The organism is Sphingobium fuliginis (assembly GCF_004152845.1).
Lineage (GTDB): Bacteria > Pseudomonadota > Alphaproteobacteria > Sphingomonadales > Sphingomonadaceae > Sphingobium > Sphingobium fuliginis.
Genome location: NZ_SEON01000006.1, coordinates 94,462 through 111,155 on the forward strand (window position 1 = coordinate 94,462; position 16,694 = coordinate 111,155).

17 protein-coding genes are annotated in these 16,694 nt (G+C 67.2%); 6 read left to right on the plus strand and 11 right to left on the minus strand.

Annotation, left to right across the window (positions count from 1 at the left end; all coding sequences use genetic code 11):
• Positions 1–10 precede the first annotated feature (10 nt).
• The 10 genes from EWH10_RS14970 to EWH10_RS15015 are packed head-to-tail and all read right to left on the minus strand — an operon-like array spanning position 11 to position 9,327.
• Positions 11–568 (minus strand): acyltransferase, encoded by a 558-nt coding sequence (locus tag EWH10_RS14970; RefSeq protein WP_048575521.1) that lies wholly within the window; start codon positions 566–568, stop codon positions 11–13.
• Complete coding sequence (locus tag EWH10_RS14975; protein ID WP_025547653.1) at positions 565–1,095, minus strand: acyltransferase; 531 nt, start codon at positions 1,093–1,095, stop codon at positions 565–567. The genes EWH10_RS14970 and EWH10_RS14975 overlap by 4 nt, the downstream gene beginning before the upstream one ends.
• Before the next feature lie 4 nt (positions 1,096–1,099).
• The gene (locus tag EWH10_RS14980; RefSeq protein WP_025547655.1) at positions 1,100–1,330 is read right to left on the minus strand and encodes an acyl carrier protein; all 231 of its coding nucleotides are present in this window, start codon (positions 1,328–1,330) and stop codon (positions 1,100–1,102) included.
• Complete coding sequence (locus tag EWH10_RS14985) at positions 1,330–3,126, minus strand: HAD-IIIC family phosphatase (RefSeq protein ID WP_025547657.1); 1,797 nt, start codon at positions 3,124–3,126, stop codon at positions 1,330–1,332. The genes EWH10_RS14980 and EWH10_RS14985 overlap by 1 nt, the downstream gene beginning before the upstream one ends.
• A gap of 3 nt (positions 3,127–3,129) precedes the next feature.
• Positions 3,130–4,347 carry a polysaccharide biosynthesis protein gene (locus EWH10_RS14990; protein WP_025547659.1) on the minus strand — a complete coding sequence of 406 codons (1,218 nt, stop codon included), beginning with the start codon at positions 4,345–4,347 and terminating at the stop codon, positions 3,130–3,132.
• Positions 4,344–5,534 (minus strand): glycosyltransferase family 4 protein, encoded by a 1,191-nt coding sequence (locus EWH10_RS14995; RefSeq protein WP_065847405.1) that lies wholly within the window; start codon positions 5,532–5,534, stop codon positions 4,344–4,346. The genes EWH10_RS14990 and EWH10_RS14995 overlap by 4 nt, the downstream gene beginning before the upstream one ends.
• Positions 5,531–6,262 carry a hypothetical protein gene (locus EWH10_RS15000; RefSeq protein WP_025547660.1) on the minus strand — a complete coding sequence of 244 codons (732 nt, stop codon included), beginning with the start codon at positions 6,260–6,262 and terminating at the stop codon, positions 5,531–5,533. Before EWH10_RS15000 ends, EWH10_RS14995 begins: the two co-directional genes overlap by 4 nt.
• The gene (locus EWH10_RS15005) at positions 6,255–7,418 is read right to left on the minus strand and encodes an FAD-dependent oxidoreductase (protein ID WP_065847412.1); all 1,164 of its coding nucleotides are present in this window, start codon (positions 7,416–7,418) and stop codon (positions 6,255–6,257) included. The genes EWH10_RS15000 and EWH10_RS15005 overlap by 8 nt, the downstream gene beginning before the upstream one ends.
• On the minus strand, positions 7,411–8,388 hold the full coding sequence (locus tag EWH10_RS15010) for a glycosyltransferase family 2 protein (RefSeq protein ID WP_025547663.1): 978 nt from the start codon (positions 8,386–8,388) through the stop codon (positions 7,411–7,413). The genes EWH10_RS15005 and EWH10_RS15010 overlap by 8 nt, the downstream gene beginning before the upstream one ends.
• A gap of 3 nt (positions 8,389–8,391) precedes the next feature.
• On the minus strand, positions 8,392–9,327 hold the full coding sequence (locus EWH10_RS15015) for a glycosyltransferase family 2 protein (RefSeq protein ID WP_025547665.1): 936 nt from the start codon (positions 9,325–9,327) through the stop codon (positions 8,392–8,394).
• A 243-nt stretch (positions 9,328–9,570) separates the two neighbouring features.
• Between EWH10_RS15015 and EWH10_RS15020 the strand changes: the two genes are divergently transcribed.
• From EWH10_RS15020 to EWH10_RS15030, 3 genes are read left to right on the plus strand one after another with little or no spacing between them, the layout of a single operon-like run.
• Entirely contained in the window at positions 9,571–11,295 is a 1,725-nt protein-coding gene (locus EWH10_RS15020; protein ID WP_065847401.1) for an ArnT family glycosyltransferase, read from the plus strand.
• Positions 11,292–12,020 carry a methyltransferase domain-containing protein gene (locus EWH10_RS15025; RefSeq protein ID WP_065847398.1) on the plus strand — a complete coding sequence of 243 codons (729 nt, stop codon included), beginning with the start codon at positions 11,292–11,294 and terminating at the stop codon, positions 12,018–12,020. Before EWH10_RS15020 ends, EWH10_RS15025 begins: the two co-directional genes overlap by 4 nt.
• Entirely contained in the window at positions 12,017–13,012 is a 996-nt protein-coding gene (locus EWH10_RS15030) for an NAD-dependent epimerase/dehydratase family protein (protein ID WP_025547668.1), read from the plus strand. The genes EWH10_RS15025 and EWH10_RS15030 overlap by 4 nt, the downstream gene beginning before the upstream one ends.
• A 5-nt stretch (positions 13,013–13,017) precedes the next feature.
• Here EWH10_RS15030 and EWH10_RS15035 read toward each other — a convergent pair whose 3' ends face one another.
• Entirely contained in the window at positions 13,018–13,587 is a 570-nt protein-coding gene (locus EWH10_RS15035) for a hypothetical protein (protein ID WP_237764072.1), read from the minus strand.
• 71 nt (positions 13,588–13,658) lie between these two features.
• Between EWH10_RS15035 and EWH10_RS15040 the strand changes: the two genes are divergently transcribed.
• From EWH10_RS15040 to EWH10_RS15050, 3 genes are read left to right on the plus strand one after another with little or no spacing between them, the layout of a single operon-like run.
• Positions 13,659–14,684, plus strand: coding sequence for a glycoside hydrolase family 5 protein (locus EWH10_RS15040; RefSeq protein WP_065847263.1), 1,026 nt, complete (start codon positions 13,659–13,661; stop codon positions 14,682–14,684).
• Entirely contained in the window at positions 14,684–15,883 is a 1,200-nt protein-coding gene (locus tag EWH10_RS15045) for an outer membrane beta-barrel protein (protein WP_065847240.1), read from the plus strand. Before EWH10_RS15040 ends, EWH10_RS15045 begins: the two co-directional genes overlap by 1 nt.
• Before the next feature lie 10 nt (positions 15,884–15,893).
• Positions 15,894–16,691, plus strand: a complete 798-nt coding sequence (locus EWH10_RS15050) for an SLBB domain-containing protein (protein ID WP_065847242.1) — start codon at positions 15,894–15,896, stop codon at positions 16,689–16,691.
• Positions 16,692–16,694: the final 3 nt, after the last annotated feature.

A 16,694-nucleotide genomic window follows, 5' to 3' on the forward strand; every position in this document is an offset into this window, starting at 1 on the left:
GATGCTTCCCTTATTGTCTTATGAAGTCGTCGCCCGCGCGGACATGCTTGACGAAACTGGCCGGATTGCCGCGCCAGAGCTGGCGGGGGGGAACATCCTGGAACACCACGGCGCCCGCGGCGATGACGCTGTGATCCCCGATCGACACGCCCGGCAGGATCGTGGCGTTGCGCCCGATCCAGACATTGCGGCCTATGCGGATCGGCCGGGGCCGGGCGGCATGCCCTTCATGCACGGCATGGAAGCTGGTGTCGAACAGGCTGGCATGATCCCCGATCCGGCTGAAGGCGCCGATCTCCACACTGGCGGCGCTGAAGATGGTGACGCCGCTGTTGAGCGATACCTGATCGCCCAGGACGATCCGGCCGTTTCCGGCGGTCTTCAGCCTGATGCGGGCAGGCTCGTTGCGCAGGCGCACAGCCTCCCCCAGGATAAGCTGCCCGGCGAGATAGGGGACGCCGCCGCGCACCCGCAAGGCCCGGCCCGCCTTGCCGCCCGCCGCCCGCAGGCGCCAGCGGGTCCATCGCGCATAGAGGTCGTCGAGCCGGGCGGTGACGAACAGTCTCATCGGCGCGTGAACACCAGTTTGGCGGGATTGCCCGACATGACCGACATGGCCGGCACCCGGCCCGACACCACTGCATTGGGCGCGATGATCGCGCCATCCTCTATCTGGCTGTTGTCCAGGATCACCGCGCCCGCGCCGATCCAGACATTGTTGCCGATGCTGGTCGGGCCGCCCGACTGCAACCCCTGTTCGCGGATCAGCCGGTCGGCGCGGTCATAGCGGTAATTGACGCCGATGATGGAGACGTTCGGGCTGATCAGGCAGTCGTCGCCGATGACGATGCCATGGCTGTGCCCGGCGATGAACACGCCGCAGCCTATGTCGGTCCGCTCCCCGATCCGCACGGGCCCTTCGCTCGCCTTGATCTTCACGAAGGAGCTGATCTGGGACCTGCGGCCGATCTTCAGCAGCCTGCTCCATTCCAGTTCCGCGCGCGGGCTGACGATCGCGCGCCCGGCGAACAGATGGTAGAGGCTGTGCACGAAGCCCGGAATGGCGAAGCGGCGTATGGCGACACCCATGCGCATGGCGTCACGCCTCGCCCAATGTCCGCGACAATTGTTCCACCGTGCGGATCTCGGCGATCTGGTCCATGCTGAGGCGCACGCCATATTGCGCCTCGAACGCGGTGATGATCCGCAGATGGGCCAGCGAATCCCAGCCGGGCACATCGTCCCGGTCGAGACGCAGGTCGATCCGGGACGGATCGACTTCGATGATGTCGCCGACAAGGTTCAGCAGGTCGTCCATGTTCACAGCCATTATTTCGTCTCCAGCATGATCCAGTCGCAATCCCTGAACGCGACATCCGCCCGGCAAAGCGCATAGTCGGTGCGGTCGCCGCCATCGGCGGCGGCAAAGCCCTGATCGTCGAAAAAGCCGCGCACCGGGCCGTTCTTGGCCGTCGGAACATGGCTGCCGTGCAGGGATGCGGCGTCGCTTTCCAGAAAGCGGCGCTTGACATCGTTCATCACGGCATGTTCCAGGCCCCGGCCCATGGCGCGGCAGCTCATCAGGAAATGCCGGATATGGAGCGCCGCGCCCTCCCGCCTCAGGGCGCAGATCGCCACTGTGCCCAATTGCCCGAAGCGGTCGCGCAGATCCGCCACGATGAGCTGCCATGCCGGGTCGGTCATCATCGCCTCCACCTCCCCCATGGTGGGGCGGCCCGTGGTCAGGTTGAACTGGTTGGTCTTGTTGAAGAGCTGATGCACCCTCAACAGGTCGGCCGGCCCGGCGTCGCGGATCGCCGCGCGCATGTCGAGCCCGCGCAGATAGTCCATCGGGTCGCAGGACGCGCACAGCGCATCCCGCCCGGCGGCCAGCGCATAATGTTCGGTCCTGGCCCTGTCCTCCGCCGTCAGGCGGCTTTTCTCGAACCAGGGCAGCGCGTCCAATATGTCGACATAGTCGGATGGATCGGGCGGCAGCAGCACGGCATGGACATCCGGGCAATATTGCCGCACGGCCGCAATCTCCGCCGCGTTGTCGTCGAGGAACACCAGCGCGTCCAGACCGATGTTGAGCTGCCTCGCAATCTTCCCGATCCCCGTATATTTGCTGTCCCAGCCTATCGCCGTCGCCGCCATATCCGACAATTGCAGCGGCATGTCGTCACGCAGGCGAAACACTTCCTCGACATCTTCCGGATTGTTCTTGCTGCACAATGCGAGCAGGATGCCGCGTTCCTTCAGCGCCTTGATCCTGAGCTGGAAGGCGCGGAACGCCTCCCCCACCATGTCGCCGCGGCCGACGCGGATGCCATGGGGGCCGTCCTCGCCCACCACCCCGCCCCACAGGCTGTTGTCGAGGTCCAGCACCAGGCATTTGCGCGCGGCGCCGAGCGCGCCGACCAGCGCATGGGCGAAGACCGCGCCGAATTCCCGCATCATCGCGTCCGTCCAGCCCAATCCGGCGATATAGTGCATCCGCCGGTCCACCGCCTGGCGCGTGCCGACCCGGCCCATCGCCTCGACCACGTCGAGCATCATCGCCCTGGGGCGCGCCCGCACGGCGCGGAGCAGCGCCAGGTTCAGGTCCAGGAAGAATTCGCGCTCGCCATAATCGCTGCTGAGGTCCGCGACGCCCAGCGCACTGGAAGGACAGGGGAAATTGGCGACGATCAGCGTCGCCGCGGTGCGCATGACCGCGCTGTCGATCCAGCCCTCCACCTCCGCCATCATGTCGTCGCGCAGGCGATGACGGTCCTCGACGGAGAGCTGGTGGAACCGTTCGAAGGCGTCGGGCCGCATCGCCTGCGCCGACAGCAGCAGGACGATGACATGGGGGTCGAAGCGCTGGAGCGCCTCGCCATGCAGGTCCTGCATATATTGGCCGAAGGGGCTGACATGGAATGCGGACATCTGGCCGACCTTCGCCGCCTCCACGCGCAGGAAGGGGGTGAGAAGGTCCAGCGTGACATTGCCCATCAACGCCACGTGCACGCCCGCCTGCGCCTCCATCTCGCGCAGCAGCCGGCCGGTCTTGCGGTAGTCGAGCGCCGCCGATCCGGCGTGCAGCGACTGCATCATCTCAGCAAAGCCCATCTGGGTGGTCATTTCTCAATCCTTTCCAAGCCGACGCCAGGCGAGGTGCAGCGTGAACAGCGTCGGGATCGCGCCGCCCAGCGTCGCCCCCCATAGCAGCCCGGTGATTCCGCAGGCGGCCCCGGCCAGCGCGCCGCAGACCGTCAGCGCCAGACCCACCACCCCCCATCCGTTGAGCAGCACCAGATCGGCGGGCGATCCCGCCGCCGTGAGCATCGCCCGGGGGAAGGCCATGGCGACCTTCCCCACGCCGTTCGCACAGGCGGCGAGGATCAGGGCCGGGCCGATGGCATAGAGGCCGCCTGTCACTATGGCGGCGATCCACGGGCCGCAGGCGACAAGGCCCGCCGTCGCCACGACGATCACCGCCAGCAGCGGCCTGGCCTCCGCCAGCACGACGGCCTGCCGGCGCGCCCGCTGCGCACCGATCAGGCGCGGGGCGAGGGTGAAGCCGACGCCGGACGCGAGCAGGCGGAAGGGAAAGATCGCGACCGACGCCAGCACGCCGAACAGCGCCAGTTCCTTCAGGTCCAGCGGGATCGGGATGATGATCCGTTCGACCTGAAGCGACACCGTGCCGAGGGCGACGAGGCCCAGCATCGATCCCGCCTCGCGCCAGCGGCGGGCGGGGTGGACGGCATCGCCGTCCTTCGCCCTGCGGCGCAGAAGGCCCCAGCCGATCGCGCCGAAGACGATGTTTCCGGCGGCGAATATGGCAAGAGGCGCCGTCCCGTCCTTCAGGCCGAAGACGACGGCCGCGGTCCCGGCCAGCAACAGGACGAAACTGGCCGAAATCGCAAGCAGCATGGAGGCGCCGGGCACGGCCCGCGCGCGAAGGCCGGTGCTGGTCGCCGCGACCAGCCCGCCGCCGGCAATCGCCAGCGCGGTCAGCCATGCCTCCGCCGGATGCAGTCCGCCCAGCAGGCCTGCCGCCATGCCCACCAGTCCGCCCACCACAAGGCCGGAGAAGATCAGGAAAGCCAGCAATCCTTTGCCCGCGCGCATCGGTCCGCGCAGGAACAGCTGGTCGACGCCCAGCGGCGTCAGCAGGCCGAAGATATTGAACAGGGCGACGGCCAGGGTGAAGCGGCCATAAGCCTCCACCGGCAGTTCCCGCGCCAGCAGCAGCATGCCCAGGGTGAAGGCCGCGCCCGACAGGCCGAAGCCCAGCGCGGCGAACAGGCTGGAGGCGGCCTTGTTGGTCGCCCGCGCGTTGGCGCCGACCGCCGTCATGCGGCCTCCAGCGCGGTGGGCGGAGGGGGCGTGCCCGCATCCGGCGAAAGCACGGCATAGGCGCGCCGCAGCCGGTCGACGAAGGCGGCATGGCCATAGTCGAGCCGCGCCCTTGCGGCGGCGGCCTCCCCCAGCCTCGCCCTCAGCGCGTCGTCGGCGCAGAGCCGCCGCAACCCTTGCGCCAGGTCCTGCGCCGTCGCGGGCGTCAGCATGGCGCAACGCGCGTCCAGAACCTGGGAATGGCTTTCGATGTTGGTCGCCAGCAGCGCCTTGCCCGACGCCATGTAGGAGAAGATCTTCATCGGCGTGTTCCGGCCCTTCAGCCGCGGCGAACAGAGGATGTCGGCCTGCGCCAGATAGCGGCCGAGGCCATCGAGCGGGCGCGGGCCAAGCAGGCGCACATCGCCTTCCAGCCCGCATTGCAGGGCGAGTTGCCGATGCTGCGCGACATGATCCGCCTTGCCGCCGATCACGACCAGCGCGGGACGCTCGGCAGGCGCAAGCGCCGCCATCGCCTGGATCAGCAGGTGGACGCCCTGATAGGATTCGAGGTTGCCGACATAAAGCGCGAGCGGGCGATCCTTTGCGTTCGGGCGCAGGTCTTCGACCGGCGCCGCGGTGGCGGGCCCTTCCATCGCCACGTCGGGCAGCAGGTGGATGCGATCGGCGGCTGCGGAGCGGCTGGCGCTCTGCTGGATGGCGGGGCAGACGGCGATCACCAGGTCGCTGCGGCGGAAGGCGAATTGCTCGCACCGTTCGACGATCCAGGCGATGGCGCGGGCCCGCGGCCATTTTTCGACGATCTGCTCGCTCAGGATCGAGTCCGCGTCATAGACGAGGCGCGTTCCGAACAGCCGGGACAAGGGCAGCGCGAAGAAGGCCGCTTCCTCGACGGCATGGATGACGTCAGGGCGATAACGCCGAAGCAGGCCGACCGCGGCAAAGAGCATCCAGAGGTCGCAGACCAGCTTCCCGAGCGAAAAACCGATGGGGACATTGCGGACGCCCGGCGGGGCGGCGATGCGGTGATGCCGCACGCCGGGCATCGGCACGTCGCGCCCTTCATGGAAGCTCAGCAGCGCGACCTCATGCCCCTGCGCCGCCAGAGCTTCGGCCGCCATGCGCACGGCAATGGGCGTGCCGCGTTCCTCGTAAAAGGGCTGGGGCGCCAGCATCAATATCTTCATGAGGCCATCCTCAGGCGAAGCTGGTTGCCGAGGAAATGCAGCGGGCTTGCAAGAGCGCCATAATGCCGCGCCTGCCGCCCGGCCGAACGGATGAGCGCGCGCAGGTCGCGTCCGGGCCGGTCGGCCGAAAGCCCGCCATGCAGGATGGTTCCGAAAGTCCCGATCCGCCGCGCATCGCCGCGCAATGGCAGGGGGTCCGATCCGCGCAGCACCGTCCGGTGGCGGAAGCGGCGTTCCGGCCAGAAGGCGGGGCGCCCGCCATTGTCGCCCAACAGCAACCGGCCTTCCGGATCGCCGGCCAGCAGCCTGTCGACCAGCCGTCCTCGCGCGCCGGCCCATTTGCCGACGCCCCAGGGAAGGATGGTCAGCGCGTCCGCCGCGCCCATCGCAGCGACCAATTGTTCGGCCGGCGCGCCGTCGGCGAAACCGGCGGCGGTGGCCAGCGCCAGTATCTCCAGCCGTTCGGCGCTGACGACCTGCCGGCCGGCCAGCACCAATATGTCGGCGGAACCGGTTTCCAGCCACAGGCTTTCCGGTTCCGCGGTCGACCGGCCCGATGCCTTCAGCATTCCGAACGCGTTGCAGCCCTGCTGCTCCGCCAGCATGAAGACGGGCAGGCAGTCCTTCCCGGCGGCCGCCATCATGCGCCCATGCGCCTGCATCAGCCGGTCCCGCGGATCGTCGCCGGGATGCAGATGGACGTGCGCGTCGATCATCAGCTCAGGCATGGCGCGGCCGCCATCCGCCGGTTCGCGGCAAGGGCGCGGCAGGCCACAGGCGGCGCGCCACCTGTTCGCTCAGCAGCGGCGCGGTGGTCAGCTTGCCGCTGACCAGCATATGATAGCCCTCCGGCCCCGGACGCAGATGCCGGTCGCCCGGATGAAGCGCCCGGCCGCTGCCGTCGCGGTCCGGCAGCAGGCCGGCATAGGTGGCCAGCACCGATCCTTCGTCCAGTTCGACATTGGGCAGGCACTGGCGGATGGATGAGAGGGCGGACCGGACATCCTCCGCCGTGGGTTCGGGCGAAAGGATGCCGGGCGCGGGACGGTAGAAAGTGCCGACGAGCGTCGCGGCGCCATAACGGCGAAAGAAGAAGCTGCGTCCGCGCCCCGGCGTGGGCGACAGGGCGTAGGCGTCGCTGGCGGGGGGCGCGGGAATGTCCATCAGCAGGTTGAAGGCGAGGACCGCCGCGCTCGGCACCCGGCGCGCCGGCCCCATGCAGCGTCCCGCCTGCGCGCCGCCGCAATCGAACAGCCGGTCGGCGGCGATCCTCTGTTCGCGCCCGTCGCTTGCGTTGCGCAACAGGACGGCCTGGAGGCGGCCGCCCTGCTCGATCAGGCCGGTGACTTCGGTGGAGCGCAACACGACGCCGCCGCGCTGCTCCACTTCGGCCAGCATTTCCCTCAACAGCGCGGGCGGGTTCAGCAACTGCGCATCGTACCAGACCGCGCCGCCCAGCAGGCCATGGGATGCGACGTCATAGGCCTGCAAGACCTCCTGCCGCGAACAGGCGCCATCTTCGGGAAGCGGCACATGCTGGCCAAGCGCCGTTCGCAGCAGCCGGTCGAAGCCTCGCGCAAGGGCGAACAGCCGGGGCGAGCGGGGGGCGCCGGCATAAAGCGGCATCACGCAGCGCAGCGGCCGCACCTGATGGGGGTAGCGGTCGATATACCAGTTCTGCGCGCGGCGGCTGCGCACCCAGCGGGGGATGTTCATCGACTGGAGGTAGCGCAGCCCGCCATGGACGATGCCATAGCTGTTGACGGACGCGCCGGAGGGCTGGTCGTCCCGATCGACGAGGATCGGGCACACGCCCCGTTCGAGCGCGGCGAGCGCCAGCGTGGCGCCCTGGATGCCCGCCCCTATGATGACGGTTTCAGGCATCGGCGGACACATGCTCCACGATCTTCTCGATCCGATAATGCTGCTTGCCGTCGCCGCGGGTGAAGATGACGATCTCCGCGATCAGGCCGATCGCCGCGATCTGGATGCCCAGCACCAGCAGCAGCACGACCAGCACCAGCAGCGGGCGGTCGCCCAGCGGGATATTGCTGACCTCCCGCTGGAACAGCAGGAAAGCCATCAGGACCAGGCTGCTCAGGATCGACGCCGCGCCCACCGTGCCGAAGAAGCGGAAGGGGCGCTGCATGAAGCGGACGAGGAAGCCGACCGCCATCAGGTCCATCATCACGTCGAAATAGACGCCCGGCTTGTGCTGCGGCCGGCCAGCGTCGCTTTCGGCCTGCGGCAGGGTGAGCTGGACGACCTTGAAGCCATGCACCTCCGCCAGCAGGGGCAGGAAGCGCTGCTTCTCATCCTGGATCGGGATTTCGTCGAAGACGCTGCGGTGGACGGCGCGGACGAGGCATCCGGGATCGTCATATTTGGCTCCGGCGAAGCGCGCCATCTTCTGGAAGCCCCAGCCGCGCAGCCGGTTGAACATGGCGTCCGCCCGCCTGTCGCGGCGGGCGGCGACGACGTCGGCTTCGTCCAGATGATCCAGAAGTTCGGAGATCGCCGCGCCGCCGATCTGGAAATAAGCGGGCAGGAACAGCAGGTGCCGCCCGCTCGACTGGCGGATGCCTTCGCGCAGGCAGGCGGATTCCCCGAACTCCCGGCCGAAGCGGATGATCTCTATGGGTTCGCCGTCGCGTTGCAGTTGTTCCAGCGTGGCGACCGGATAGTCCGGCTGTCCGTCGATGACGAAGATGAACTCGTAACTTTTCCCCGAGGATGCAACCCTGTCCCGATATTCGGCATAGACGCGGGCGACATCGTCGAAACGCTTGAGGACCGGGACGATGACGGAAATGTCCATGACTTCGACCAGGTCCAGCTTTGCCGTGGCAACCATTGTTCAATCCCCCAATTTGATTTGGGCCGACAGTTTCGCGCCCAGCGACGCGAAACCCGAAACATTGCCGGTCAGGCTGGCGAGCATCTGCCCAATCACCGCCCATCCCAGCAGGAACAGCGCCAGCGACAGCCAGAGCACGCCGATGGCCAGCATCGGCAGCGCCAGCCCCCCGCCCCAGACCGCCGCCGCGACGGACAGCAGGCCAAGCAGGGTGATGCCGACGATCATATGGCGCGGCCAAGCCATGGGCCGCCGCACGAAGCTGAGCAGGATGCGGATCGACACGATGTCCAGCATCACCTTGTAGATGCGCGAGAAGCCATATTTGGAGACGCCGAACTGGCGCGGATGGTGCCGCACCTCGATCTGCGCCAGACGCGCCCCGGCCAGGCGGGAGAGGGCCGGAATGAAGCGGTGCATTTCTCCATACATGGGCAATTGCTTGATGAGGATGCTGCGGAAGGCCTTCAGCGAACAGCCGCTGTCCCGCACCGCCACGCCCATCAGCCGGGCCATGATGCGGTTGGCGCATTTCGACACGAAGACGCGCAGCCCGCCATCCTGCCGCTTCCTGCGCCAGCCGACGACGATGTCGTGCCCGGCGTCGATCAGTTCGACCATGCGGGGTATGTCCAGCGGATCGTTCTGCAGATCGCCGTCCATGGTGACGATGATGTCGCCGCGGGCATTCTGGATGCCGGCCGCCATCGCGGCGGTCTGGCCGTAATTGCCGCGGAACTTGACGATGCGCACGCGCCCGTCCCGCTCAGCGACTTCCGCCGCGCGGATAAAGGTCGCGTCCCTGCTGCCGTCATCGACCAGCACGACTTCATAGCTGGGCCGGAAGTCGGTCAATGCATTGCTGATCGCTTCATGCAAAAGCCGTACATTGTCCTCTTCATTATAAAGAGGAACGACAATCGAAACATCGACCATGCGTCCATTCCTACAATATTATATAATATTGCCGGCGATGCCCCTTATGATTTCCACAATCGGGTTCAACGCCAATCGATTCAGCGACCTTGGAAACACATTCACATAAATTTCAGAAACATACCATTATGTAGTCATACCTACGGCTAGGCGTTCTCCCCTATATTGACTTAAATTCGGTTAGATCGAATTCTTGCGCCATCGAACATCCTGTCGGCTTTTGCCGGATATGAGATCATATTCATGGCCACCACATCGGAGCATCTGGGATCGCACGCCGCCCTGCCGTCGCAGGATGGCCGGCGCGCGTCCATGGCCCTGCCGGGAGCGGCCCCTGCCCTGGCCGCGGGGTTGCTGGCCTGCCTGGTCTATGGGCTGACCATTCAGACGCGCCCCGCCCATATCGACGAATTCTACCATCTGCTGGCGGGGCGCAGCTGGGCCGCGGACGGCAGCTTCGCGATCCTGGACGGCCGTTACGAACGGGCGCGGCTGTTCACCGCCATCGTCGGCGGCAGTTTCGATCTGTTCGGGCGATCCGACCTCTGGGTGGCGCGCATTCCCTCGCTGCTCTTTTCGGGCATCAGCGTCGGACTGGTCTTCCAGTGGCTGCGGCAGAGCGGCGGCATATGGAGCGCAGTGGCCGGCGCCGCGCTGTTCGGCCTTGCCGGCTACACGCTCGACATCGCGCATTTCGCCCGCTTCTACGCCCTGCACGCGCTGATGATACTGGCCGCGGCGGGAAGCCTTTTCCTCGCCACGCGGCCTGCGGGCCGGTTCAGGCCCGGCTGGCTGGCCGCCACGGCGCTCTGCCTGGCCATAGCGGCCCATCTGCAACCGGTGACGGCGATTGCCGCGCTGGCCATGGGCTGCTGGCTGCTGTTCGACCAGCGCGCGACGATAGCGGCGATGCGCCCGCTGCACCTGATCGTGCTGGGCGCAATCGCGCTGGCCTGCGCAACCATCGCCCTGTCGCAGGCCGGGCCAGCGCTGGAAAGCTATCGCCATGCCGAGCGCTGGGCGACCGGATCGCAGGACGACGCCTTCTATTATCTGCGCGAATTCCGGGCGCAGATGCCCGCCATGCTGCTGCTCTGGCCCGTTGCGCTGGCGGCGGCGTGGCGGCGCAATCCCTCGCTGGCCAGCCTGTGCGCGATCATGGCGATGCTGTGCCTGACGCTCCACAGTTTCGCGGGGATGAAGGCGTGGCGCTACAGCTATTACGTCTTTCCCTTCATCTGCATGGCCTATGGCCTGGCCATCGGCGCGCTGGTCGAACGGTTCGGCGGCGGGGGAACGCTGCGTCCAGCCCTGCTGGCGGGCGCGGCGATGCTGCTGCTGATGGGCGGCGACGTCGCCTACCGCCATTCCGCCCGGCTGATGGCGTCGACCCTTGCGCAAGGGCCCGCCGCCCTTGCCGCGCCGGTGCCCGACGGCGAATGGGACAGGGCGGCGCCCGAATTGCGGCGGATCGCGCAAGGCAGCAGCCTGCTCGTCACCGGCGACGACCTGCGCACCCTGGCGCATATCGGGCCGTTCAACCTGTTCATCAGCCACAGCCGGCTGGGCGAGCTCAAGCCGCCGACCGACTTCAACAGCGATTTCCGCACCGGCCGTCCGCTGATCGACAGCCCGGCGGCCCTGTCCGAAGTCATCGACTGCACCGATAACGGCGTCGTCATCGTGTCCGATTATCAGTGGCGCAATCCCATGGGCGTGCGCCCCGAAATCGCCCGTGAGATCGAGCGGCGCCTGACCCCCGTCCCCACGCACAGCAGCTTCCACGTCTACAGCTGGCGGCACCCAACCGTGCGGCGTGCCTGCCCCCATGTCGGGAAGCAGGCCCTTCCCGGCACGAAAGGTGCGTCCGTGGTCAGGCCCCTGCCGCCCCGCGGGCGGTGCGTGCCGTCAGGCCAGTCATGTCCGCCTGCGTTCTTTGGCATTGCAGCAACCGCGGGTGCGGCATGACTGGTTTGCTTCCTCCCCCCGATCTGGAAACGGGGTCGGTCCAATATGCCCGCCGGTTTGCGGGGCCTTCCGGCGCCTATCTGCTCGACATCCAGGAACGCGGCCTGCGCGATCTGGTCGACGATGGGCCGCCCCTCCACCAGAGCGCGCTGGATGTCGGCGGCGGCCATGGGCAGCTTGTCGGCGGACTGCTGGACATGGGAATTCAGACGACGGTGCTGGGCTCGACGGCCGATTGCGCCGAACAATTGTTGCAGGGCGCCGATGCCGGCCGGGTGGATTATGTGACCGGCGACCTGCTGGCCCTGCCCTTCCCGGACGGCCGTTTCGACCTTGTCACCAGCATCAGGCTGCTGGCGCATATCGACGATCCGGACAGGCTGATCGACGAACTTTGTCGCGTCGCCCGCTACAGCGTCATCGTCGATTATCCGACATTGATGGGCGCCAATGCGCTGTCGGCGGCGACCTTCCCGATCAAGCGGCTGATCGAGAAGGACACGCGCACCTATCGCAGCTTCTGGCCGGCCCGGATCGAGCAGGCCTTCCGCCGCAACGGCTTCGCGCCCCGACGCCGCTTCAAGCAGTTCAGCGCGCCCATGGGCCTCCACCGCCTGGCGGGGAAGCCGGTGCGCATGGTGGAGGAAGGATTGCGCCGCATCGGCGTCACCAGCCTGATCGGCAATCCGGTGCTCCAGCGCTTCGACCGGGAGAGGAAGGCATGAGCGCGGACGGACGCCCCATCGTCGCCGTCACCGGCGCGACCGGCTTCACCGGCGGCGCGCTGGCGCGGCGGCTGATCGGCATGGGCTATCATGTCCGGTCCATGACCCGCCGTCCGCCCAGCGCCGCCGAAAGGGAGAGCGGCATCGAATGGATCGGCGGATCGCTGACCGACACCGATGCCTTCGCCCGGTTGGTGGAGGGTGCGACGGCCTGTTTCCACATCGCCGCCATGTACCGGTCGGAAGGCGCGCGGGAGGAGTTCCTGAGCGCCAATCGCGACAGCACGGCAGCGCTGCTGGCGGAATCGCGCAGGGCAGGGGTGGCGCGCTTCGTCTATTGCTCGTCCATCGGCGTGCATGGCGATGTGGCGGAGACGCCGGCGGACGAAAACGCGCCCTTCGACCCGCGCGACCCCTATCAGGAAAGCAAGCTGCTGGCGGAGGACCTGTGCCGCGACGCGATGATGCAGCCGGGCATGGACGTCGTCATCATCCGCCCCTGCGCCATTTACGGGCCGGGCGACACGCGCATGCTGAAGATGTTCCGCATGGTGCAGCAGGGCCGTTTCCTGTTCATCGGATCGCGGCGGCCGAATTTCCACCCGGTCTATATCGACGATCTGGTCGACGGATTCCTGCTGGCGATGACGAGCGACGCGGCGCCGGGCGGCACCTTCATCATCGGCGGCAAGACTTATCTGCCGTTGCGCGACTATGTCGCGACCGCCGCCAATGTGCTGAACGTGCCCGCGCCCCGGCGCACCGTGCCCTATGGGCTGGTCAACCTGGCCGCCCATGGCTGCGAACTGCTCTGCGCGCCGCTGGGGGTGCAGCCGCCATTGCACCGCCGCCGCCTGACCTTCTTCAAGCATAACCGCGCCTTTTCCATCGCGCGGGCGGAACAGGCGCTGGGCTTCCGGCCCGCCGTGGGGCTGGAGGAGGGCTTCCGCCGCACCGTCGCCTGGTATCGCAATGAAGGGCTGCTGGTATGAGCGCTTCAGCCGATCAGGCGCCTGACGCGGCCCCGGTCGCGCCGGTCCCGGCGATGGAGGCCAAGCGCCGCGACGCCCGCGACCATGCCCGCCAGCGCCGTGACGGGCGCCGCGACCCCGCACAGCGCGGCAATGCCGCAGGCCGCGCCCGCCCCGGCGCTCCATCGGACGAAGCGGGATGCGCCCGCGCCATAGTGTCGCAATATGCCCTCCAGATCGGCTATGGCGATCCAGTCCGGGCTGGCCGGCGGGCGCACCGCGACCGGCCGCACCGCGCCGTCGGGGCAGGTCAGCGACTTCACGAGCAGGAAATCGCCCGCCGCGATCGCCATGGAAAGCGGGACGGAAATCGACAGCAGCGCGCCGGAAGACCGCCGGTAATGGATCGGCCGCGTGCCGCCCGGCTGGGGCGCGCCGAGATCCACGACCATCCCCTTTTCCTGGAGCAGTCCCACCATGCCGAAATGGGTCGGCACGCTGTCGGCGCCCTGAAACCAGGGCAGGGCGTCCGCCGCCGTCCTGTCGGGGGCGTCGCCGGCTGGGGCCTTTGCGAGCAGGTCGCCTTTCGCGCTCATCATGTCTCCTTCCCTTCAGCACCTAGCGGGGAAGCAGGCGCATCGCCATGGCGACAAAGGGGCTTCATCCGATGAGTGTGGCGACTCGCCTCGCCATGGCGCCGCTGCTGATGCTGCTGGCCCTGCCGCTGACCGCCGAGCAGCCCGCCGCCGGGCAACCGCCCCTGTCGGGCGTCAACATAGCAGGCGGGGAATTCAATTCCGCGCGCAAGCCCGGCGTCTTCGGCAAAGATTATGTCTATCCCGACGCAAGGACGGCCCAGCCCTTCATCGACATGGGGATGCAGATCGTCCGCGTGCCGATCCTCTGGGAACGGGTGCAGCCGGAGCCGCTGAAGCCGCTTTCCACGACAGAGATGGCCCTGATCGACAAGTCGTTCGCCAGTCTGGCGCCGTTCCGGACCATCGTGCTGGACGTGCATAATTACGGCCGGTACGGCGGCCAGCGGCTGGACCAGATTTCCAATGGGTCGGCGATGCTGGCCGATCTGTGGCAGCGGCTGGCGGAGCATTACAAGGGCAATGGCGCCGTCGCCTTCGGCCTGATGAACGAGCCCTATGGCATGACGCCCGCCGCCTGGCGGTCGCTGGCGGACGGCAGCGTCGCGGCGATCCGGCGGACGGGGGCGGCCAATCTCATCCTCGTGCCGGGTTCCAAATATAGCGGCGCGCATAGCTGGACCACGGGCGGATCGAACTCCAACGCGCTCGCCTTCGCCGATTTTCGCGATCCCGGCGGCAATTATGCGTTCGAGATGCACCAATATCTGGATGCCGACAGTTCCGGCACGGCGACGAGCTGCGTCAGTCCGGACCTGATCGACGCGCGGCTGGCGGGTGCGACGACATGGCTGCGGACCAATGGCCATCGCGGCTTCCTGGGCGAATTCGGTGCGCCGCCGGACGACAATTGCCTGCGCGGGCTGGAGGTTCTGCTCGCCCATTTGCGCGCCAATGGCGACGTCTGGATGGGATGGACCTATTGGGCGGGCGGCGCCTGGTGGGGCACCCGCTATCCGATGAGCGTTCAGCCGACCGGCGGCCCCCGTCCGCAGGCCGCGGTGCTCAGCAAATATATCGTTGCAAGGGAGCCATGATGAAGCAGTTTTCCGTCATGAGCGCAGCCGCCACGGCGGCCCTCATGATCCCGCAGGCGGCCCTGTCCCAGACCGAGGTGGAGGTTCCGCCCGACGGATTGCGGGTCCGGCCGACCGTGCGCCTGCTCTACGACAGCAACATCCTGCGGCAGAATGACGACCTGGTCGCCGGAGAGCAGGACGACCTGCGCATCACGCCCAGCGTCGACGTGACCTACCGCCGGCAATTCGGTCTTCACCGGCTGACGGTGATCGGGTCGGCGGGCTATGATTTCCACCAGCGTTTCGAATTTCTCGATCGGGAGAGGATCAGTCTTCAGGCCGATGCCGATCTGTCCGTATCAGGTTACTGCCATGTGCAGCCCAGGGCGCGGCTGAATTTCGCACAATCGAACCTTTCCGATCAGGGCGTGGTCGTCGGCAATACGCAGCGGACGCAGGATTACAGGGTCGCGGTCGACTGCGAGAAGCCCTATGGTTTCTTCCCCGTGGCCGCCGTGGGCTATCTGAATACCAGCAACAGCGCATCTTCGCGGCGGATATTCGACATCGACACGTCCACGGCGATGGCGGGCATCGGCTATTCCAAGGCAAGCCTGGGCGAAATCCGCGCGACGTTCCAATATGAGCGTTTCCGCCGCCCCAATGCCGACGGGGCGATACCCGGCCTGCGCGACGGCGCGGAAAATTACCGCGCGGGCATCCTCTTCCGCCGGGCCGTGGCGCCGCGCCTGAGCTGGCAATTGGGCGCCAATTATTTCAAGACCAAGCCGCGCGCGCCCGGCATTGCGGACTTCTCCGGCCTGGGGGTGGAGGCGCAGGCGGTCTATACCCCTTCCAACCGGCTGTCGGTCCTGTTGGATGTCGACCGCAGCTCCCGCAATCAGAGCAATACGGGCGCGACCTATATCGTGCAGACCGACTTCACCCTGCGCGGCAATCTGAAGCTGGGGGCGCGGTCCGGCCTGTCGGCCGGCGGAAGCTACAGCCGCCGATCGTTCAAGGGCGAATTGCAGCTCGACACACCGCTGCTGCGCCGGTCGGACCGCACCCGCGCGGTCTTTGCCGGCTATCGTTACCAGTTGCGCAGCCGCCTCAATGCCGGGGCGGAGATACGCCATGAGTGGCGAACAACGGCCGTCGACCAGTTCCGGTACAAAAGTACGTCGGGACTGCTGTTCGTCGGACTGGATCTATGAGGTACTGGCCATGAAACCGATCTTCCCTGCCCTTTCCGTCCTGATCCTTGCGTCCCTTTCCGCAGCCGTTCCGGCGGTGGCGGCCAATGCCGCGCCGGGCGCGGCGCTGGCGTCCAGCTACATATTGGGCGCCAATGACGAGATAAGGGTTTCCGTCTTCGGCGCCTATCCGTTCGACGTCAAAACCCGGATCAAGGAGGACGGCAGCGTCACCCTGCCCAGCGTCGGGGAAGTCGTGGCGCAGGGCGTGACCGCCAATGCGCTGGCGACCAAGGTGCGCGATCAGTTGAAGGCGGGCGGATATTTCGTCAATCCGATCGTCAATGTGGAGGTGGTGAGCTATGTCAGCCGGGCGGTGACCGTCTTCGGCAATCTCCAGAATCCCGGTGTCTATCCGCTGGACCGGCCGCAGACGATCGCGATGATGCTGGCCCGCACCGGCGGCGCGCGGACCGATGCCGCGGATTACGCCATATTGCAGCGCCAGGGCGAGGAAGACCGCCGCATCCCGCTGGAAGACCTGAACAGCGCGACGGGAACCGGGCAGATGCTGCGCCCCGGGGATTCGCTGTTCGTGCCCAAGGCGGAGGACGTCTTCATCTACGGCCAGGTCAACAAGCCGGGCAAGATCACCTATGAAAGCGGCATGACGCTGCGCCAGATGCTGGCGCAGGCGGGCGGGCCGACATTGGGCGGGTCCGAAAAGAAGATCAGCCTCAACCGCGGCAACCAGAGGATCAAGCGCGCCGACCTGGACATGCTGGTGAAGCCGGGCGACGTCTTCACCGTCCAGGAACGCATCTTCTGATCA